Here is a 19,781-nt window from a genome sequence, read left to right on the forward strand (position 1 = left end):
TGACCTTCACGGTGTACGAGCCGGCCGACAATGAACCGGGACGTCGTTCCTATTCCCGTGACGAGGACGGACACGCATAGGCTCGGAATGCGATGCCGTGAAGGTGGCAACGCGAGTCAGGTCACGCCTTTGAGACGTGCCGCTGCTCGAACGTTTTCCCCAGTGCCGCACGGGAATCGGCTCCACATGACACGCAAACAGACCCAGGCAGCGAAGAGAAACGTGCAGAAAGCCCAACAGGCGGCACGTTCGAAGAAGACGATCAGCCGACTTCCTCAGCAAACCCGCCGCGAACTCGGCCGGCAGGCGGCCAAGTCACGACAGCGCGGCGGCGAACCCGGACACAAACTGGAGGACCGCACCCGCCAGGACCTCTACGAGGTCGCCAAGTCCAAGGACATCCCCGGCCGGTCGAAGATGGGAAAGTGGGACCTGATCAAAGCCATCCGCAGAGCGGGATGAATCTCTCCGAACGGCACGTCTGGAACCTCGAACGAGAGGAACGACAACCGAAGGAGACGGCCCATGCGCATCGGCTACTTCCTCTCCTGTGAGGACTTCGGACCGGCAGACCTTCTGGCACAGGCACGGATGGCCGAGGAGGCCGGCTTCGACGCCTTGTGGATCTCCGACCACTTCCATCCCTAGAACGACGAGCAGGGCGAGAGCCCGTTCGTCTGGTCCGTCATCGGCGCACTGTCGCAAACGTCCAGCCTGCCGATCACAACAGCCGTCACCTGTCCGACAGTCCGGATCCACCCAGCGCCCGTCGCGCATGCCGCCGCAACCTGCCACGTGATGCTCAACGGCGGGTTCACTCTCGGCGTCGGCAGTGGCGAAGCCCTCAACGAGCACGTACTCGGTGACCACTGGCCAGCGGCCAGCGTCCGACTCGACATGCTCGAAGAGGCGGTAGAGGTCATGCGCAAGCTCTTCACCGGCCAGGTCATCGATCACCGAGGTCCCCACTATGCGGTCGAGAACGCTCGCCTCTACACCTGCCCGGACCAGCCGCCATCGATCTACCTATCGGCGTTCGGACCCGAAGCAGCCCGGCGGGCCGGTCGTATCGGGGACGGCTTCTGCTCCACGATCCCCCGACCCCTCCCTGGTCAAGGGCGCCGAGTCGGACGGCGAAGGTGAGCTCCGCCCGCTGTGGTTGGACGACGATGCCAGTTTCCTCGCGCACTTCACGGACACAACCTGCTCCCCCACGATCGGAGGGGAAGCGCATCATCAAACGTTGCGGCTAGCCAGACTCAGCGGTGGTGCGGTGAGCCGAGCGCCAGAGCGGTGAACAAGGCTTGACCTGTCCACGTGCGCGTGCTCCTGTCTCGGTGGGATCGATGGTTGATCGTGGGAGGGAACGTGGACGCCAGGCTGAATCGACGTAGGTTTCTCCAGGCCGGTGCGCTCGCCGCGAGCGTGTCCGCTGGCCTGTCGGGAGGGCAGCAACCGGCCGCCGGGGCCACCACCTTCCGCGGTGTCGCGAGACCAGAGCCGGAGGACGGGTATGACCTCTGGTTGCCTTACCGACTGGTCGGCGATGCCGGACGGCTCGCCGAGTACCGTCACCTGCTGCCGGAGGTCGTCGTCGAGGAGGACTCGGCTCGGATCGGCTCCGTACGCACTGAACTGGGCAAGGCGTTACCCGGCCTGCTCGGACGCGACGTGCCCTTCGTCGAGGTGCCGACGCGACCGTCCTCGCTGGTCGTTGGTACCTGGGACGGTTCGCCCCTCGTTCGTTCGCTGGTGAGTCGCGGCGAGATCGAACGCGTCGGTCCGGAGGGATTTCTGATCCGGTGGCGGCTGGCTGGCGGTCGTCGCCATCTGGTCGTGGCCGGCACCGGTGGCGCAGGAGTACTCCATGGCACTTTCGCCTTGTTGCGCAGGCTGCAACGCCATCAGTCCCTGCGGGGCCTCGACGTCGACGAGCACCCTCGCATGCCGTTGCGGCTGGTCAACCACTGGGACAACCTCAACCGTACTGTCGAGCGGGGCTATGCCGGGCGTTCCCTCTTCGACTGGAATGCGCTGCCGGCGCCCGACCCCCGCTACACCGACTACGCCCGCGCGCTCGCCTCTCTCGGCATCAACGGCACCGTGGTCAACAACGTCAACGCCAATCCGGCGTTCCTGACCTCGGACATGATCGTCCGCCTGGCCGGCCTCGCGGACGCCCTACGTCCGTGGGGTGTCCGCTTCCACCTGTCGGCCAACTTCGCAGCGCCGTTGGCCCTCGGCGAGCTGCCCACGGCCGATCCCCTCGACCCGGCCGTGCAGACCTGGTGGCGGGACAAGGCCGACGAGATCTACGCCGCCATCCCGGACTTTGGTGGCTTCCTCGTCAAGGCCAACTCCGAGGGCCAGCCGGGTCCGACCGACTACGGACGTACGCATGCCGACGGCGCCAACGCCCTCGCCCAGGCGGTCCATCCGTACGGCGGAATCGTCATGTGGCGCGCGTTCGTCTACGACGCGAGCGACGGTGATGTCTCCACCGATGCGTACGAGACGTTCACGCCACTGGACGGTGAGTGCGCCGAGAACGTCGTCCTGCAGGCGAAGTACGGCCCGGTGGACTTCCATATCCGGGAGCCCGTGCATCCACTCTTCGGAGCGATGCCACAGACGAACATGATGCTCGAGCTGCAGATCACCCAGGAGCACACGGGCCACGCGACCGACCTGTGCTACCTGCCCACCTGGTGGTCCCAGGTTCTCGACTTCGACACCCGAGCCCTCGGGAAGGGCACGACCGTGGCACGCGTGGTGGACGGCACGGCGTTCGGCTACACCCACTGTGGTGCGGCCGGCGTGCTCAACTGGGGCGACGAGCGAACCTGGTCCGGTCACCATCTCGCCGCCGCCAACGCCCACGGATACGGCCGGTTGATGTGGGATCCATCGACCCAACCGGCCGAGATCGCCCGCGAGTGGACCGAGCTCACCTTCGGCACCGACCCCGCGGTGGTCGAGCCGGTACGCCAGATGCTGCTCGGCTCGTGGCAGACGTTCGAGAACTACACCTCACTGCTCGGCGTCGGCAACATGGTCGCGGCCTCCGGCGGGCACTACGCCCCCGACCCCGTGGCTTCGCAGGCGGCGCACCGCTCCGACGCCGACGGCACCGGATTCGACCGCACGGCGGCGACCGGCACCGGCTTCACCGCGCTCTACCACCAGCCGTGGCGGCAGGCGTACGAGTCGCTCGCGGACTGCCCCGACGAGCTGCTGCTCTTCATGCACCACGTGGCGTACGACCATCGGCTGCACTCCGGGCGTACGGTCCTCGACCACATCTACCAGACCCACTTCGCCGGCCTCGCCACCGTCGAGGACTACCGCAAAGCCTGGAGTGCACTCGCGGACCGCATCGACGAACGCCGGCACGCCGAGGTCCTCGCGCGGTTCGACCAGCATGTCGAGCACGCCACCGCGTGGCGGGACAGCATCGTCGGCTACTTCTTCGAGCTGAGCCGGCGGCTCGCGACGGACCAGGCGTGGGTCCAGATCACGGTGCCGCCGGAATCCGAACTCCTGTTGGGCGGCTGGCCGACCCGGGTGCCGATGCGGGCGGGAAACGCCACACCCGACAGTCTGGACGTCACCGCCCGCGTCGACATCTCCGGCGCACCCGGTGGACCTGACCGCTGGACCGCCCGGACGGCGGCCGCCGCACTCCCGTCGCGAGAGTTCGCGACCCTCGTCCCCACCGTGGTCCCACCCGCGGCGGGACTCGACGCGACGCTTGACCTCGACGTCGCCGCCGGCGACCTGCCGGTCATCGGTGCGACCGGCGTCGCCTTCTCCGTGGCGCCCGCCGCGCAGCTCTGCCACCTCGCACTCGACGCCGGCGGGCCGAGCAGTCCACTTTTCACGTCGTACGCCCGCCTCACCCCGAACGACGCCTGGGACGCCGACCGCGGCTACGGCTGGGTGAGTCCGCCGCCGGAGTTCCGCGACCGGGGCAGCGGACTCGACCCGCTCCGACGCGACTTCTGCAACGCCACCCGCCCGGCCACCCTGCGGGTGCGGGTGCCCGCCGGAACGCATGAGGCGTACCTCCTCGTCGGGGACGTCGTGGGATCCGCGCCCACCGTCATCTCCTCGGGCGGTGTCGAGCTGGGCCGCAGCGATCCCCTGCCCGGCGGGGTGTTCGGCTGGGTGCACTTCCCCCTTGACGGTGACGCCGCCGGTCGCGACGTGGACCTCGAGCTCGCCAGCCTGCCCGGGGAGCACTGGCATCTGAACGCGTTCGCGATCGTCGATGCCACCGCCGCGCCGCCGCCGGTCGTCGTGGGCGCGGTGTCCGAACCCAGCCTGCGGCTGCTGCCCGGTGAGCCGACACCGGTGCGGTTCTGGCTCTACAACTTCACCGACGCCGATCAATCGATCGAGCCGGTCCTCAGCGTCGCCGACGGTTATACGGCCGAGCTGGAAACCCCGCACGTCGATGTACCAGGCGGGGGGGATGTCGAGGTGACGCTCACGGTCACCCGGGATCCCGCGACTGGCGGCGCCGGCGAACTGACGGTCACCATCGACGGCGACTCCCGCACGATCGGCCTCCAACCGGTCGACAACTGGCTCGTCGCCGCACAGCTGTCCGCGTCCAGCACCCACGCGCCATCGTCCGTCGCCAACCTCAACGACGGGAACACCGACTCCGAGCAGTGGGGTGGCGGTGGCGCTGGCGGATGGAACGACGGTACGGCCGGTGTCTTCCCCGACTCGGTCACCGCCACCTGGCCGCACCCGGTGCCGCTCGGTCGGGTCGTCGTGCACACGCTGGACGCGGAGGCGTTCCCGGCTGCTGCGTACGGCGTCCGCGACAACGACGTCGAGATCCGCGCGGCTGGTGGCGAATGGCACACCGTGGCCGAGGTACGCGGCAACATCACGGGTGTCGTGGAGAGCAGCTTCGACCCGACCGACACCGACGCCCTGCGGATCGTCGTCCACGACAGCAACGACCACGCGTACAGCCGCCTCGTCGAGATCGAGGCGTTCAGCAGCTGAACGGACCGACGGGGCCGAGACCGAACGACGAGGGAGAGCGGTGTCATGGACAACGAGCGGCGGCCGGCACGGCTGGATCGTGCGACGTTCCTGAAGGTAGCCGGCGGGGTGGCCGCCGGCGGCGTGCTCGCTCCCTGGTGGCCGGCCGCCAGCCAGGTGCTGGCCGAACCGGCAAGCGAGAAGCTGCGCGTGGATCTGTCCCAACCAGCGGGGAAGCCGACCTACTCCGCAACCGGTTTCCTGCACGGTCTCGGCGAGGACGGTACGCAACCACCGGACCCGTTGCTGCTTCCGTTGAAGGCGAAACTCTTCCGTGGCGGCGGGTCCACCCTGCCGGGCGGGGCGTGGTCGAAGGGCGGATACGACGGATACGCGGTGCGGTGGCAAAACGTCGTCGACCGTTACCGCCGGGTGGCGCCACCGCCGATCGAAGCCGAGTACTGCATCGTGCTGAGCGACCTGTGGGGCGCCGAGGGCGTCACGCTCCAGCCGACCGATCCGTACCCCGGCGACGACGGCGACTGGACGAGCTGGGAACGATTCCTCACCCAGGTCGTGAGCGACGCACACGCCGCGCGGCTGGACCCGGACCGGATCCAGTACGAGATCTGGAACGAGCCCGACTTCGGCGACCACTACTGGCCCCGCCCGTGGGAGCAGTACGTCCAGACGTGGCAACGAGGCGTGCGCCTGATCCGCGCGTTGGATCCGCGAGCCCGCATCGTCGGGCCGACCTTCACCCGGATGACGACCTCCGGCGACGGCGGCCACATGGACGACTGGCTCGACATGGCCGTCGCGAGCGACACCGTACCCGACATCCTGGCCTGGCACGACCTGATCCCGAACCGCGACCCCGTCGACCAGGCAGGGCTCGCCCGTCAGCTCCTCGCCGAGCGGGGCCTCGCAGGCGTCCGCCTCGAGCTGAACGAATACCTCCCAGGCGGCCAGCTCAATCCCGGCTTCAACGCGTGGTACATCGCCCGGCTCCAGCGGTCCGGGATCGACTACACCGCGCTCGCGATCTACGGGCCATGCTGCATGTTCCCGCTCCTCGACGGCCTGCTCGTCGACGTCGACGGCGAGCTGGTGACCGACGCGCGCTGGTGGGCGTACCAACGGTACGCCTCCATCACCGGAACGCTCGTGACCACACGCCCCACCGCCGATGTCGACGCCGTAGCAGGTGCGGACCCGGAGAACCGGCGGGTGCGGGTCCTTGTGGGCAACCGGATCGGCGCCGCCAGCGGCGAACTCGCCTCGCCCCTCTCGGTCACAATCGACGGCCTTCGACACGCTCATACCTACCTCCTTCGCGGCGGCAACATCCCGATACGGCTCGAACGCATCCCCCACAAGGCCGTACTCAGCGAACCCGAAGCCGTCAAGGACATCGACCTCACCCCCGAGGGCGACGAAGTGACCATCACCTTCGACTGGGCGGACCCACGGGATGCCTACGTCCTCACATTGGGCAAACACGAGACCGACCTGCCCGCCTACGCCGTGGTCGAGGTCCTCCCCGAGCGCCCGGTGCTGCTGCCCGGCGAGCCAACAACCGTGACGTTCCGGATCCGCAACTACACCGACACCGACCTGACGCTCGAACCAGGAGTGTCAGTGCCGGACGGGTACACCGCCGCCACGGCTGCATCGGTCACGGTGCCCGCGGAGGGAGATGCCGAACTCCAGGTGACCGTGACCCGTGCGACGACCGACCTTCGCGAGGTGGAGCTGCGCCTCGACGTCGGCGACTTGATGTCGCTGGTGAGGCTCGAGCCAAGTGACAACTGGGTACGCATCGCCGAGATGACGGCGTCGAGTACGCACAGTCCGTCCTCCCCGGCGTTCCTCAACGACGGCCGGACCGACCCCGACGACTGGGGCGGCGGCGGAGCGAACGGATGGAACGACGACACACCCGGCCAGTGGCCCGACACGATAACGGCGACCTGGACCCATCCGATCACCCTGAACCGCGTCGTCGTCCACACCCTCAACTCCGCCGTCTACCCCGCCTCGGCCTGGGGAGTACGCGACTACGACATCGAAATCCAGGCCGATGAGACCTGGCAGACCATCGCCCAGGTACGCGGGAACGTGACGGGCGTGGACGAAAGCCAATTCACCACGGTCGAAACTGACACGTTGCGCATCGTCATCCACGACACCAACGACCACACTTACAGCCGGCTCGTCGAAATCGAGGGATACCACAGCTGACGGAACGGCTCGAGCTCGGCCCCGTCGGCACCCGGCGACGTCCTGGACAGCTGGGGTGAGGACCTCGAACTTCTGCGACCAGCGTAGGCCCCAAGGCGCACAGTCGGTGCTTTCGCTCAGCCGCGCCCGGCCGCAAAGTAGTCCAACAGGTTGAACGGGTACGGCTTGGGTTGCGTACTGACCTGCGCGAGCAGGTCCTGGTGCTCGTCACTCAGGCTCCATCCGCTGGCGCCCAGACTGGAGCAGACCTGTTCGATCGTTCGTGGGCCGATGATGGGGGCGGTGACGCCCGGCTGCTGCATCAGCCAACGAATGGCAACCTGTGGCACCGATCGTCCCGTCTCGGCTGCGACCTTCTCGACCGCGTCGAGAATGGTCCAGGTGCGTTCGTTGTTGTACTGCTCCCAGGACATGTCGAACGGTATGTCCGAGCTGTCCTGCACGCGGCTGGACTGCGGACGCGGCGCGTCGCGCTTGAACTTGCCCGACAGCCACCCGGCCCGCAAGGGACTCCAGGGCAGTACGCCGAGGCCCTCGGCAAGGCACACCTGCAGGGAGTCCCACTCGATCTCTCGGTCCAGCAGGTTGTAGAGCGGCTGCAGTGCGACGTAGCGGGCCCAGCCGTTGCGTTCGCTGAGGTCCAGCGCCTTCTGCAACTGCCATCCGGCGAGATTGCTGGCTCCGATGTAGCGAATCTTGCCTGCCGTTACCAGGTCGCTCAGCGCCGACAGTGTCTCAGCGATGGGTGTGGTCTCGTCCCAGGCGTGGGTGTAGTAGAGGTCGATGTAGTCGGTGCCCAGCCTCGACAGACTGGCGTCCACGGAGGAGAGGATGTTCTTGCGGCTGAGGCCGGTGTTGGCCGGACCGCCTGTCCATCTCCCCAGCAGTTTGGTGGCGATGACGAAGTCGTCCCGGTCGCGCCGGGCGAGCCAGCGCCCGAGCACCTCCTCCGACCGACCTTCGGTGTAGCCCTTGGCGGTATCGATGAAATTTCCGCCCTGATCGGCGAACTCGTCCAAAATCTCGAAGCTGGTCTCCTCATCACTGGGGCCGCCGAAGTACATGGCGCCAAGGCACAGCTCGCTCACTTTCAGTCCGGATCGGCCGAGCAGACGATATTCCATAGGGACAACGCCTCGTTTCTGGAGTCAACCTGAGTCGAGCCAACGCTATGACTTCGAGCGCGCTCCAGGTCAACTCACGTGCGAGCGCACCATCGGGAGGCAATGGCGTAAGTCGACGGCAGCGAGCCGCCCGTCGGATGCCTGACTGGTTGCGTTGACCGTGAGCGCCAGGTCAAATCGTTGGCGAGAGCGATTCTCCACTGGTAAGCAGGTCGCCATGCAGGCCACCACTCGTCAGCCACCTGATCGTGAGGCGCGATGAGCCTGCCGGGTTTTGTGGTGATCGGGGCGATGAAGGCGGGCACCTCGAGTCTTCCTCACTACCTTGACGAAGGAAGCTCTGCTGGATGAGCGTTATATCGGGCCAAGTTTGTACGGCTTCCAACTCGCGGCGTTTCTCGATCACTTCGATCGGAGTCAGGTCCTCGTGGTCGCGAGCGAGGTGCTTCGCGACAGACCGCGCGTGAGGTGCTGAGCGCGGTGTTCGCCCACCTCGTCGTCGATCCCGCCGCGGTCGACCTCGACAAGCGGCATCACGACCACCGTTCGATAGACAAGCCCGTCCCGCGCCTGCACGATCTCCAGTGGCTGCCGCGACGTCAGGTCAAGCTCGTTCCGCGGTGGCGACCTGATCAACGCACCGGGCTGGCTCGGTTCCTCACCACCCGACGTGCGCGTGCCGACGACTCCGCGATCCCGCGCGAACTCCGCGACCGGCTTGCCGAGCGGCTGCTCCCCGACATCCGCGGCTTCGAGGATCTCCTCGGTCACGAAATACCCAGCAGTTGGAAGTGGACGACGGCGCATGAGTGGAAAACCCGTCCTCCAGGACAACGCGACTACCATTTCCGTCCCAGCTGGAGACGTAAGAGCCTCAATATCCCTAACTGCTGGGTGTGCCCATCGTCTTGTTCTCGTGCGGAAACTCGATGCCCGGAATCGGCTCGCGCAGGAATCCGCACAGCTTCTCCCACCCGTCGCCGGTGGTGATGTCCATGACCAACAGCCGCTCGGGATCTACCGTGGCGATCACCGCTTCATTGTGCTCGCGGAAGCGCTTCCTGAACAGGAACTCGTGTGCCACCGGCGATCCGTACGCGAGGTTGCGCAGCCGCCACCGAAACTTGTCTCTCACCGGATCAGTGACCGGGTGCGCGCGGTTGAAATGGTGTCCTACGCTTCGCCACCACGCATCTTCAGGTCGTACCGTGAGGATCACGAGCAGGTCCGGATAGGCATCTACCAGCTCACGATAGAAGTAGGCGGTTGGCAGGTCGGTGACAGCGTCCACGTCGTCGTACAGTCGGAAGTTCGGATCGTTGTCCACGCCGTAGATGATGTCGTTCAGCCGTTGCTGGTCGCAGTGAAGAGTTTCGTATCCGAGGATGCCCAACGCGCGAGCGAGGGAGGTCGTACCGGTCTTGCTCAGTCCCGCCCCGAGAATCTTCATCCGATCATTCCCTCAATCGCCGTGACTGGCCGACGCAGCGTGACTCGTCGGGTTCCCGGTGGTGATGCGCGACCTCGGCTGGCCTATTGGTAGCCATGTGCCGGGAGTTGGTACAGCTCGGCGTAGTGGCCACCGGCGGCCATGAGCTCTGCATGCGTGCCGATCTCCGAGACGCGGCCGTGGTCGATGACAACAACGAGGTCGGCGGCGGCGACCGTGGAGAACCGGTGTGTCACCAGCAGCGGCGGACCTGCCCACGAGTTCGCGGAGTTCGTCGGCAACCTGTGAGAGGCGACCAGGCTGGGCTGGGTCGTGGGTGAACCACGACCGCAGTCGCACATAGGTACTCATCGTTGGCAGTGTGGTTCAGGACCCGCTGCTCCGCACTCCGATTTGTCGACGGACTCCGCGCGACACCCGTCGAATGGTGAGCCGCGGCGGATGGCCCGGTGCGCCTACTGCGTGGTGAGGTGGATGTCGACAAACCGTGGGCGGTTGAAGTTGGCATTCGTCTTGATCACGTCGAGCCCACCGGACGCGTTCACGTTGTACGAGATCGTCAGCGTGCCCGGCTTGCTGATGGCTGGGTGCGCGGCGATGTTGTACGGCGCGTACAAGCCTTCACCCGAATGCGCCTCCGGCGCGACATAGACCGCCTGGCGACCGTCGAACGGTCCTGTCGGTGAGTCTGCGACTGAGACGTAGATGGTGTCCCCGAGCAGCGAGTCGGAGGTGGTCAGCACCCACTTGCCTTCCACCGGCGTCACGCTGTACGACGCACCCATCTCCCGGGCAACGCGCGCCGAGGCACCGGGATCGCTGGTCCACGTCTCGCCGGTGAAGTACGTCCACGAGTCGATGTCGGCAAGATGGCCGACGCGGGTGCGGGCGACGTGCATGTGCTTGTCGAGCCAGACGGATTCGACACCGTAGATGTAGAGGAACTGTCCACAGCGGACCACGTCGACGCCCCAGGCGACGTCACCATCCATCGGCACCGTTGTCACGGCATCGATGTCGAAGTCCTTGTCGAACGTGACCAGTGTGGTACCGATCCATGCGAAGTTGAACGGTGGCGGATCGTCGGTGGGGCCTTGTTCGTACTCGAAGACCTGCAGTTTGCCGTCGTCGACGATGCCATCACCGTTCCACTGCCACAGCGGGCCGGCAAGGGAGGTCGGATCATCCCGGGTTCCGCCGGTGATGGTGAGGTCGGGCAGACCGTCACGACCGCCCAGGACGGCGGAGTTGTTGACGAGTCCAGGCGAGTCGCCGAGGCTCTCATCGTCGTTGACCGGGCCCAGCCAGGTGTCGTTGAACAGCCAGACGACCTGCTTCCCGGGCAGGAGGGTCGAATAGGTGCCGTCAGCCGCGGCCCAGCCGCCTTCGTTCTCCCAGCCCCCACCGCTGTTGCCGAACTCCCGCCACGCCTCGGTGAGCTCGACGTTGGCTGTCGCGTCCTCGACCACGACGTTCCTTCCCGTCGGGGACCCGATGCACGTCCCCGGCATGGGGTCCGTCGACCGCGGATCTGGACCGGTCGCCGATGCGGCAGTGGGAGCCAGAATCGCTGTCAGTGCCGCTGCGGCTAGGAGGGATACCCCACACCTGAACCGAAGTCGTTTCTGCATAGGTACCTCCAGGCTTGGTGTCCCTGTGCACGCGAGCGCCGCGGCATGCACGCCAGGACACAGTGTCAGGAGGTCGACCAGGAATGTCCACGCCGACGTCGAAGTAGGCCCGTCAGACGTCCTGAATCGGCTCACTGGAGGCCCTGCTGCGGGTCACGCCCCGCACATCGACGCCGTGGGGCCGGCGTGCGCCGCCATCTGGTGTCGTGAGGCGCCGGGCTGGCGATTCACGGCGGGTTGCTGGTACTGATGCTTCTCGAAGCCGACCCGACACCTTGCTCACCTTGCTGACCCCGGAGGACCTCAGCTGTGGAGATCTGGATCAACCCGGCATGTTCGAAGTGCCGTGCCGCCACCAAGGCCCTCGACGAGGCCGGGGTCGTCTACACGGTTCGCCGCTACCTCGACGATCCGCCCACGGCGGACGAGTTGAACGATGTCCTGTCGCGGATGAAACTCGAGCCCTGGGATCTCGTTCGGCACAACGAGCCCGCTGCCCAACCTCTCCGTGACCTTCCCCGCGACGCCGCTCACCGCGAGGCGTGGATCGAAGCGATGGTCTCCCAGCCCATCCTCATCCAACGCCCCATCCTCACCGCCGACGACTCCACCACCGCGGTCGTCCGAGACCCCGAAACGCTCGCCACATTCCTGCCGTGACGGGGACAGTCCGCCGTGACTTGACCGCGGCGCCTGCGCTGGGCTGCGCCTGCACCGCACCGCTTCGGCGGTCAGCAGTGACAGGCTCGTAAAAGGTCCACAGAGTGACAGCGAAGCCGTCACGAAGGTAGACGGCGGGCTCCACGCGCGGGTCGAGTTCGCCGACAGGGCTGCCAGTTTCGGCCAGACGGCGAGCAACCTCTGCTTCGAACTCCAGGCTCGCTTCCCACGATGATCGTGCGACCCGAGCAAGGACATCGCAGGGAGTCAGGCGTACGGCGATGCGGTCCGAATTGTGAAGGACGACCACATCGTTGACGTGAAGCCCGAGCGCGGAGGCAGTCGCCCTGGCCGCGTCCACGGCCCGCCGGACCTCAGTTGGTTCCATGGCCTTCCTCGATGTCGTGGCGCAGCGCCCCGTCGATGCTCACTCTCGACCGCCGAGACACCCTAATCCGCCGGCGTCATCGTGGTTTCCAGTCGTGGCTGCTTCTTCCCCAGCCACGATGTGTCGTTCTCGCCTCACCCTGTTCGTGGGTATGGCGAAGGGTGCGATGAGGATCGTGAGAGGGAGAACGTGATCGACCCGTACTTCTGCTGCGTCCGAGATTGCCAAACAGCGTGCTGAGACGATCATCCGGGCGCAGCGCGCACAGCTCCTGGCCTCCGAGTTGCGGGCCGGGCGAGTCCACCGACATCGAACGGGGAAAAGGTGGGGTCAGCCGATGGTCGCGCTTGCTCGCCGAGTGGATTGGGCAGCGCCCCTTGCTCCGCGCCTTAACGAAAGCCGAGGACATGACAACAGTCGCATCGACGGACGTCAAAGAGCTGAAGCGGCCCGGTCGAGCTCCAGCCCAAAGCAGGTTCGAGGAGCTGAGTCGTCTATTGAGACCTCAGCTGGAGATGCATTTCGATGCCGTCGAGTAATCGGGTTAGCCCGAACTCGAATGAGAACTCATGCTCAGCGTCGGGATCCGAGCGCCCGGCGTCATCGAAGACGCGGCGGATTGTCGGGTAGTGCTCCGGGTCGAGCAATTGAGACCAGTACGGTTTGTGTGCCTGCCACCAGTCGGCGTCGCTGAAGCCGGCTGCGTGGGCAGTGCGAAGTGATACCTGGCTTCTGGCCGCACCTTGGACGAACACACTGAGAGTCATCACGGTGGCGTTGATCTCGGCTACGGTCAAACCGGTGTCCACCAAGGCGCTCAGATCGCGCTCGTACTTTGCAGTCACGTTTGGCCCACATGCGGGGCGGAACGCGATCAAGTCCAGGAGCCATGGATGCCGTAGGTACCGATCTCGATCGTTGCGGGCGATGTCGGCCAACGCGTTCCGCCAGTTGGTGTTGGCGGCTACCGGGTGCAGATCCTCGCCGATCACGTGGTCCACCATGAGCGCGTACAACTCGGGCTTCCCGGGCACGTGAGTGTAGAGCGACATGGTGCCGACCGAAAGGCCTTGGGCGACCGTCCGCATGGTCAGACGCTCGAGGCCGTGTGCGTCGGCGATCTCGACGGCTTGGTCGACTATTCGCTCGACCGACAATCGATGCCCGTAACTCGTCCGGTTCGACGTGCGCCACAGCAATGGCAGTACCCGAGCCGGATCAGCTCCATGATCGATCGCCATAGTTGCATCCTAGTCCTGTACGCAGTACGCTTCCGTACGATGTACGGAAGCGTACGTTGTACGACATCGCGCGGAGGGAAACTTCCAGCCGTGCCTGAGGCTATGAGGGCAGAACGTGAGATCACTGATCGTCTCGTGCAACGTCACCGTCGACGGTTTCATGGCCGGACTGGGCAATGACCTGGCCTCTCTCGACTTCATCGTCCCCGATTCGGAGCAGGAGAACGCTCTGGCGGCGAGATTCCGGGAGGTTGCCGACACCATCGTCTTTGGCCGGCAGACGTTCCTGGACATGGAGGCCTACTGGACCAAGGTCGACAGCGACATGGCCGCCTGGATCAATGCGACGCCAAAGGTTGTGCTGTCCACCGACAGCGGCGCCGACGTGAGCATCTGGAATAACACGACCTTGGCCGCTGGCGATGGCGCAGAGCGGGTGAGGCGGTTGAAGGCGTCCGAGGGCGGGGGCCTGGTCATGTTCGGGGGCGTGCAGACCATCCGATCGATGATCGCCGCCGACCTTGTCGACGAGTACTGGCTCAAGATCAGCCCTGTAGCGGTCGGCCAGGGCAGTTCGATGTTCGCCGACCTCCCCGAGCGCCGGTCGTTGACACTGCGCGGCGCCAAGGGCTACCCGTCCGGCATGCTCGACGTGACCTACGCCAAGTAGTACGCCAAGCCGACCTCACCGCAGGAGGCTTGAGTCGAGGGCCACGACCCCGGAGTCTGACGCTCCACCCTCTGACGCTCCACTCTCTGACACTCCACCCCGTGACGCTCTGCCGTCAGGAGCCCGGAAGACCGTGACCTTCGGGATGCAGCGGTGGCCCACGGCCCTCGCTGTGGTCGCCGGCGCGAACACTTTCCTTGATCGGATCACCGACGGGCTCGTCCACAGCTTCGCCGAAGCGCAATCACGCGCTACAGCACATATATAAGTGCTGTCATTTCTGACAGGAGGACGGATGTACCCCCAGCTCGAGCCCTACGACCAGGGCATGCTCGACGTCGGCGACGGGCACCGCGTGTACTGGGAGGTGTGCGGCAACCCGGACGGCAAGCCCGCGCTGTACGTGCACGGCGGCCCCGGCTCGGGGGGTGGAAGCCCGATCCAGTTCGACCCCGCCGCCTACCGGGTGGTCTCGTTCGACCAACGCAACTGCGGTCGGAGTACTCCGCACGCCAGCGAGCCCGGGATCGACCTGTCCACCAACACCACCGACCACCTGATCCGCGATATGGAGCAGCTGCGCGAGCACCTGGGCATCGACAAGTGGCTGCTGTTCGGCGTTTCCTGGGGCTCGGTGCTTTCCCTGACCTACGCCATGCGCCACCCCGAACGCGTCTCCGAGATGATCGTGACCGCTGTCGCCACCGGGAGACACTGCGAGATCGAGTTGATGATCCGCGGCTTCGGCGCCCTGTTTCCCGAGGCGTATGAGCGTTTCCTCGCCGGCGTCCCCGATCCGGGCGAGGACATCTCCGCCGCATACCACCGCCTGCTCATGAACCCTGACCCCGCCGTTCACCGCAAGGCAGCCGAAGACTGGTGCGCCTGGGAGGACGCCTTCGCCACCATCCCGCCCAACCGTGACGTCGAGCACGAGCCGTGGGAGCCGCGGTTCCAGCTCGCCTTCGCCCGCCTGGTCACCCACTACTTCAGCAACCGGTGTTGGTTGCCCGACGACCAGCTGGCCCGCCAGGGGCACGTGTTGAAGGACATCCCCGGCGTCATCGTGCACGGGCGACTCGACCTCGGCGCGCTCGCCGGTGCTCCATGGGTGTTGCACCACGCCTGGCCCGGCTCCGAACTCGTGATCGTCGAGAACGGCACCCACGGCACCGGGAACGACGAGGCCGTCATCGCCGCCACCGACCGCTTCGCCAAATAGCCCGTTTCGGTCTCATAGCGGCCGGTGCGCAGCATCGGGAGACCCCAAGGCCGGAACGCTGTCACCTGAGGTGTCCGGTAGTGGATCCCCTTCCGGACAGGCAGGACCACTGAGGATCGGTCCTGAGTTCCTTGCTCATCACTTGGGACATGCGCAGAGTGTCGAACGTGAAGAACGTCGCCAGTGAGCCCCAACAGCTGCCTCGATTCGGCCCGCTTAGGCAGGTGCCGCCGCCCGCGCAGGTGCTTTCGATGCTTCCGGGCGCCGCACTGGATAGTCAGGTGACTGTCAGCAGGATGGGTACCGTCGGCGGATACCCCAACGACGGTCTTTGGCGAGTCGAGGCAGTGCAACGCCGTTCGAGCAGGTCAGCGACTGTGGTGGTCAAGCGGACCGGCCCGGCATATCTCGGGACTTTCAGGGTCTGGCGATTGCGAGCCGGCCCGTCCGATCCGCAGTGGTGGGGGCGCGAGGCAGCGCTCACCCGCTGAGTTTAGGTGAGCACCAGCCAGCGGCGGCCGTCGATCAGTTCGCGCACCGCGTCCAGGTGGCCGGCGTGGCAGGCGGTCTCGACCATCACGTGCTGGACGACCTCACGTACGGTGTCCAGGCGCCAGTCACCGAACTGGCCCTGCGGCCACCAGGCCGGCGCGGCGTCCAGCGAGGTGACGGCGAGGATCGTGTTGGCACGCTCGGCCTCTTCCCGGTAGTTGTCCAGTACGTCCTTGGCGGGCGTGTCGGCGGTGACCTGCCATGCGTTCTCGATGTCGCTGTGGAGGGTTTCGATCACGTCGGTCTCGCCGGCGATGACGGCGCGGAACCAGCCGCGCTCGACGTCGTGGGCGAGGTGGTGTACCAGGCCGAGGCAGGTCCAGGCGGACGGCAGCACCGGCCGCCGCAGCGCCTGGTCGTCGAGGCCTTCCAGGATGCCGAGCACGTGCTCGCGCTGGGCGTCCAGGTATGAGATGAGGGTCCGGGTCTCGCTGGGGGTTGGCATGGTGTCTCCTTGGTGGTGTTGAGCGCTGACATCGGAGACGTCGGAGCCACGGCCCGGGCTTCGACTTGTCGAAGCCCGGCGTGCGGCTCCGACCTTTGTGGTGATGGACCGGCAGCGCGCCGGGCCGAGTACCGAGGAGGACGACCGTGAAGTACGTGATCCTGATCCACAGCAATCCGGACCCGTGGGGTCACCCGACCTCGCACTACACGCCGGAGGGGAAGGCGATGCCGACCGAGTGGCACGAGCGGACCGACCGGGAGTTTGAGGCGCTGTTGTCGGAGATGTCAGCCTCTGGCGAGTTGGTGAGCGCCGAGGCGTTGGCCGACCCGTCCTCGTCCACCGTGTACGCCTGGACGCCCGAGGGCCACCTGGCTACCGATGGGCCGTACGCGGAGGTCAAGGAGCAGTTGGCCGGGTTCTTTCTCATCGACTGTCGTACCCGCCAGCGGGCCGAGGAGATCGCCGCCCAGTTCGCCCAACCCGGCGGGACCATCGAACTGCGGCCGGCGATGTGGCCCGGCGCCGAGGACCAGTGACCGAGCCGGACCTGGCCGACCTGTGGCGCGCCGCCGCGCCACAGGTCCTTGCCGCGCTCGTACGCCGACACGGCGACTTCGGCGAGGCCGAGGACGCGGTACAGGAGGCGCTGCTGGCGGCGGCCGTGCAGTGGCCGGCCACCGGCGTGCCGGATGATCCGAAGGCGTGGCTGATCACCGTCGCCTCCCGCCGGCTGATCGACGCTCACCGCGCCGACACCGCGCGGGTCCGCCGCGAACACTGGGACGCGCTACGCACGCCCACCGACCGGCTCACCGCACCGCCGGCAGACACCGCTGGCCCGGCCGACGACTCGCTCACCCTGCTGCTGCTCTGCTGCCACCCGGCGCTACCGCGCCCGGCCCAGGTAGCACTGACCCTGCGCGCCGTCGCCGGCCTGAGCACCGCCCAGATCGCGCGGGCGTTCCTGGTACCCGAAGCCACGATGGCCCAGCGGATCAGTCGCGCCAAAGCCAAACTCCGGCAGGCCGGCGCACGGTTCACCACACCACCGACACCCGAGCTGCCCGAGCGGGTGGCGGCGGTCGCGCATGTGCTGTATCTGATCTTCACCGAAGGCCACACCACCAGCACCGGCACCGGGCTGTACGACGTGTCGCTGACTGGCGAGGCGATCCGCCTCAGCCGCCGGCTGCACCGACTGCTGCCGAACAACAGCGAGATCACCGGCCTGCTCGCCCTCATGCTGCTCACCGACGCCCGCCGCGCCGCCCGCATCGATGCCGACGGCAGCCTGGTGCCGCTGGCCGAGCAGGACCGCACCCGCTGGGACGAGGCCGCCATCGGCGAGGGCATCGCCCTGATTGAGGCAGCCCTACCGGTCGGACCGGTCGGCCCGTACCAGCTGCAGGCCGCCATCGCCGCCGTGCACGCAGACGCCGAGCGTGCCGAGGACACCGACTGGTCCCAGATCGAGACGCTGTACCGGATGCTCACCAACATCGCGCCCGGCCCGACTGTCACCCTCAACCACACCGTCGCGGTCGCCATGGTCGACGGCCCAGACGCGGGTCTCCGCATGCTCGACCCGCTGCTGGCGGACAAGAGGCTCCGCACCAACCACCGCCTCCACGCCGCCCGCGCCCACCTTCTCGACCTCGCCGGCCGCACCGCCGAAGCCCGCACCGCCTACAGCACCGCCGCCCGCTTCACCACCAGCATCCCCGAACAGCACTACCTCAACGCCAAGGCCACCCGCCTGCGCCTCCAGTAAGAAAACCGGCCTGCCGGAGTCGATCCCCATACGGACACGGCCCCCGGTCGAAACGCTGCCCCTCTGATGCGTCATCGCGGTGTTCGGGCGCCGTTCCCCAAAAACTTCGGGCCTCCACTGCGGACCGAAGACTGTCGCGGTGGGCGTCTGCGATTTTCGATACGCCCGCGATATGCGGACGCTGGTAGGCATGGCCACCATGATGAACCAGCCCGCATGAATGACACCGGTTCCGCCTCGCCGTGGCGTCGGCGCACGCTCCTCGGCACGCTCGACGCCGCGCCGTTGGCCGCTGGAGGAGTTGGGTCGGCGTCGTCCTCAGCAACTACGACGACCTCCAGGAGTTCGGGAGATCCTCGACCAGGAGCAGCGGGCCATCACTGGCGGCCAGCCAAATGACCCACCAGGCGGCGGCTGACGGGCGGCCACGGCCGGCCGACACCAAGAGCAGGGTCCCCTGACGTTCTCGTGGGTAATGGGAGCACGCTCGGTCTGGGCCACCATCGCACATGAAAATGTGAGCCACCAGATGTCGAATCCCGTATAGCCCCGTTCGTCGGTGGATAAACCGCAACGGATGCATGGAGGCGATCATGAACGACCAACCAACCAGCACGGGCCTCCCACCTGTGGTGGACAGGAAGACCTGGCAGGAGGCGCGGGAGGCACTGTTCGCACGGGAGAAGGCGCACACCCGCGAAGGGGACGCGATCGCGGCGGCGCGGCGACGGCTGCCAATGGTGGAGATCGACGCCACCATCGAGGTGATCGGTGCTCACGGACCGATCCCGATCCTCGACGTCTTCGAGGGTCGCAAGCAGCTGATCGCTTACTTCCACGCCTGGTGGCCCGACCAGCCCGCCACGGAGCAGTGCGAGGGGTGCACGTTCTTCAACTGCCAGGTCCGCGAGCTGTCCTACCTCCACTCCCGCGACATCACCTACGCCGTCCTCTGCAAGGGCCCGTACGCCGAAAGCGTCCGGTACCGGGACTTCCTGGGCTTGGACATGCCGTGGTACTCGGCCGAGAAGACCGCGCCACGACTCCTGGAGGGTCGCGACTGGCAGACACACCATCTCGTCTGCTATGTCCGCGACGGGGAGCGGGTGTTCGAGACGTACTACACCGGTGGTCGCGGTGTCGAGATCATGGCCCCCACCCTCGGGCTGCAGGACATGACCGTCTACGGGCGCCAGGAGGCGTGGGAAGAGTCCCCCGGCGGCTGGCCCCAACCCTGGTACAGCGCCGAGAATCCCGATACCTGGCGTACGAACGGACGCCCCATCGCCCAGTGGTCACGCATCGAAGCCGGCCACTCTGACCAGCTGACCTAACGATCAGCCTCGGACGCGTGTCCGTTTGCTGATCACCAGCCGTAC

18 protein-coding genes are annotated in these 19,781 nt (G+C 66.7%); 11 read left to right on the forward strand and 7 right to left on the reverse strand.

Features of this window, described 5'->3' with window-relative positions:
• Positions 1-186: 186 nt before the first annotated feature.
• The 5 genes from ABN034_RS24650 (at position 187) to ABN034_RS24670 (ending at position 7,245) form a co-directional block, all read left to right on the forward strand.
• Positions 187-462, forward strand: a complete 276-nt coding sequence (locus ABN034_RS24650; RefSeq protein ID WP_349693352.1) for a hypothetical protein — start codon at positions 187-189, stop codon at positions 460-462.
• Positions 463-525: 63 nt separating this feature from the next.
• The gene (locus ABN034_RS24655) at positions 526-648 is read left to right on the forward strand and encodes an LLM class flavin-dependent oxidoreductase (protein ID WP_349693353.1); all 123 of its coding nucleotides are present in this window, start codon (positions 526-528) and stop codon (positions 646-648) included.
• A gap of 48 nt (positions 649-696) precedes the next feature.
• Positions 697-1,143, forward strand: a complete 447-nt coding sequence (locus ABN034_RS24660) for an LLM class flavin-dependent oxidoreductase (RefSeq protein ID WP_502879094.1) — start codon at positions 697-699, stop codon at positions 1,141-1,143.
• 225 nt (positions 1,144-1,368) lie between these two features.
• A complete protein-coding gene (locus tag ABN034_RS24665; protein ID WP_349693354.1) occupies positions 1,369-5,022 on the forward strand; it encodes an alpha-glucuronidase family glycosyl hydrolase in 3,654 nt (1,217 codons plus the stop codon).
• 45 nt (positions 5,023-5,067) lie between these two features.
• Positions 5,068-7,245: a hypothetical protein gene (locus ABN034_RS24670; protein WP_349693355.1), complete on the forward strand. Its 2,178-nt coding sequence runs from the start codon at positions 5,068-5,070 to the stop codon at positions 7,243-7,245.
• A 116-nt stretch (positions 7,246-7,361) separates the two neighbouring features.
• Here the strand turns inward: ABN034_RS24670 and ABN034_RS24675 are convergent, their stop codons facing one another.
• The 5 genes from ABN034_RS24675 to ABN034_RS24695 form a co-directional block, all read right to left on the reverse strand.
• Entirely contained in the window at positions 7,362-8,369 is a 1,008-nt protein-coding gene (locus ABN034_RS24675; RefSeq protein WP_349693356.1) for an aldo/keto reductase, read from the reverse strand.
• A gap of 417 nt (positions 8,370-8,786) precedes the next feature.
• Complete coding sequence (locus ABN034_RS24680) at positions 8,787-9,140, reverse strand: hypothetical protein (RefSeq protein ID WP_349693357.1); 354 nt, start codon at positions 9,138-9,140, stop codon at positions 8,787-8,789.
• A gap of 112 nt (positions 9,141-9,252) precedes the next feature.
• Positions 9,253-9,819 (reverse strand): sulfotransferase family protein, encoded by a 567-nt coding sequence (locus tag ABN034_RS24685; RefSeq protein ID WP_349693358.1) that lies wholly within the window; start codon positions 9,817-9,819, stop codon positions 9,253-9,255.
• A gap of 83 nt (positions 9,820-9,902) precedes the next feature.
• Positions 9,903-10,100, reverse strand: coding sequence for a hypothetical protein (locus tag ABN034_RS24690; protein ID WP_349693359.1), 198 nt, complete (start codon positions 10,098-10,100; stop codon positions 9,903-9,905).
• Between the two features lie 174 nt (positions 10,101-10,274).
• Positions 10,275-11,288, reverse strand: a complete 1,014-nt coding sequence (locus ABN034_RS24695; RefSeq protein ID WP_349693360.1) for a DUF5005 domain-containing protein — start codon at positions 11,286-11,288, stop codon at positions 10,275-10,277.
• 471 nt (positions 11,289-11,759) lie between these two features.
• On the opposite strand from ABN034_RS24695, the gene ABN034_RS24700 reads away from it, so the two are divergent.
• Positions 11,760-12,110, forward strand: a complete 351-nt coding sequence (locus tag ABN034_RS24700; RefSeq protein WP_349331498.1) for an ArsC/Spx/MgsR family protein — start codon at positions 11,760-11,762, stop codon at positions 12,108-12,110.
• Positions 12,111-12,992: 882 nt separating this feature from the next.
• Here ABN034_RS24700 and ABN034_RS24705 read toward each other — a convergent pair.
• Positions 12,993-13,739 carry a TetR/AcrR family transcriptional regulator gene (locus ABN034_RS24705; RefSeq protein ID WP_349693361.1) on the reverse strand — a complete coding sequence of 249 codons (747 nt, stop codon included), beginning with the start codon at positions 13,737-13,739 and terminating at the stop codon, positions 12,993-12,995.
• A gap of 115 nt (positions 13,740-13,854) precedes the next feature.
• On the opposite strand from ABN034_RS24705, the gene ABN034_RS24710 reads away from it, so the two are divergent.
• The gene (locus ABN034_RS24710) at positions 13,855-14,409 is read left to right on the forward strand and encodes a dihydrofolate reductase family protein (RefSeq protein ID WP_349693362.1); all 555 of its coding nucleotides are present in this window, start codon (positions 13,855-13,857) and stop codon (positions 14,407-14,409) included.
• A gap of 295 nt (positions 14,410-14,704) precedes the next feature.
• Positions 14,705-15,631 (forward strand): prolyl aminopeptidase, encoded by a 927-nt coding sequence (gene pip, locus ABN034_RS24715; RefSeq protein ID WP_349693363.1) that lies wholly within the window; start codon positions 14,705-14,707, stop codon positions 15,629-15,631.
• Between the two features lie 493 nt (positions 15,632-16,124).
• Here pip and ABN034_RS24720 read toward each other — a convergent pair whose 3' ends face one another.
• On the reverse strand, positions 16,125-16,628 hold the full coding sequence (locus ABN034_RS24720; protein ID WP_349693364.1) for a DinB family protein: 504 nt from the start codon (positions 16,626-16,628) through the stop codon (positions 16,125-16,127).
• A gap of 146 nt (positions 16,629-16,774) precedes the next feature.
• On the opposite strand from ABN034_RS24720, the gene ABN034_RS24725 reads away from it, so the two are divergent.
• The 3 genes from ABN034_RS24725 (at position 16,775) to ABN034_RS24735 (ending at position 19,736) form a co-directional block, all read left to right on the forward strand.
• The gene (locus ABN034_RS24725; RefSeq protein WP_349693365.1) at positions 16,775-17,167 is read left to right on the forward strand and encodes a YciI family protein; all 393 of its coding nucleotides are present in this window, start codon (positions 16,775-16,777) and stop codon (positions 17,165-17,167) included.
• Positions 17,164-18,402 (forward strand): RNA polymerase sigma factor, encoded by a 1,239-nt coding sequence (locus ABN034_RS24730; protein ID WP_349693366.1) that lies wholly within the window; start codon positions 17,164-17,166, stop codon positions 18,400-18,402. Before ABN034_RS24725 ends, ABN034_RS24730 begins: the two co-directional genes overlap by 4 nt.
• Positions 18,403-18,995: 593 nt before the next feature.
• Positions 18,996-19,736 (forward strand): DUF899 family protein, encoded by a 741-nt coding sequence (locus ABN034_RS24735; RefSeq protein ID WP_349693367.1) that lies wholly within the window; start codon positions 18,996-18,998, stop codon positions 19,734-19,736.
• The last annotated feature ends 45 nt before the right edge of the window (positions 19,737-19,781 follow it).

The organism is Actinopolymorpha sp. B11F2 (genome assembly GCF_040195635.1).
In the GTDB taxonomy this organism is placed as follows: domain Bacteria; phylum Actinomycetota; class Actinomycetes; order Propionibacteriales; family Actinopolymorphaceae; genus Thermasporomyces.

Bases quoted from the DNA above. Each gene is read 5' to 3' on its own strand.
- ABN034_RS24650 (WP_349693352.1), top strand. From the start codon at position 187: ATGACACGCAAACAGACCCAGGCAGCGAAGAGAAACGTGCAGAAAGCC.
- ABN034_RS24655 (WP_349693353.1), top strand. From the start codon at position 526: ATGCGCATCGGCTACTTCCTCTCCTGTGAGGACTTCGGACCGGCAGAC.
- ABN034_RS24670 (WP_349693355.1), top strand. From the start codon at position 5,068: ATGGACAACGAGCGGCGGCCGGCACGGCTGGATCGTGCGACGTTCCTG.
- ABN034_RS24675 (WP_349693356.1), bottom strand. From the start codon at position 8,369: ATGGAATATCGTCTGCTCGGCCGATCCGGACTGAAAGTGAGCGAGCTG.
- ABN034_RS24685 (WP_349693358.1), bottom strand. From the start codon at position 9,819: ATGAAGATTCTCGGGGCGGGACTGAGCAAGACCGGTACGACCTCCCTC.
- ABN034_RS24705 (WP_349693361.1), bottom strand. From the start codon at position 13,739: ATGGCGATCGATCATGGAGCTGATCCGGCTCGGGTACTGCCATTGCTG.
- pip (WP_349693363.1), top strand. From the start codon at position 14,705: ATGTACCCCCAGCTCGAGCCCTACGACCAGGGCATGCTCGACGTCGGC.
- ABN034_RS24720 (WP_349693364.1), bottom strand. From the start codon at position 16,628: ATGCCAACCCCCAGCGAGACCCGGACCCTCATCTCATACCTGGACGCC.
- ABN034_RS24735 (WP_349693367.1), top strand. From the start codon at position 18,996: ATGAACGACCAACCAACCAGCACGGGCCTCCCACCTGTGGTGGACAGG.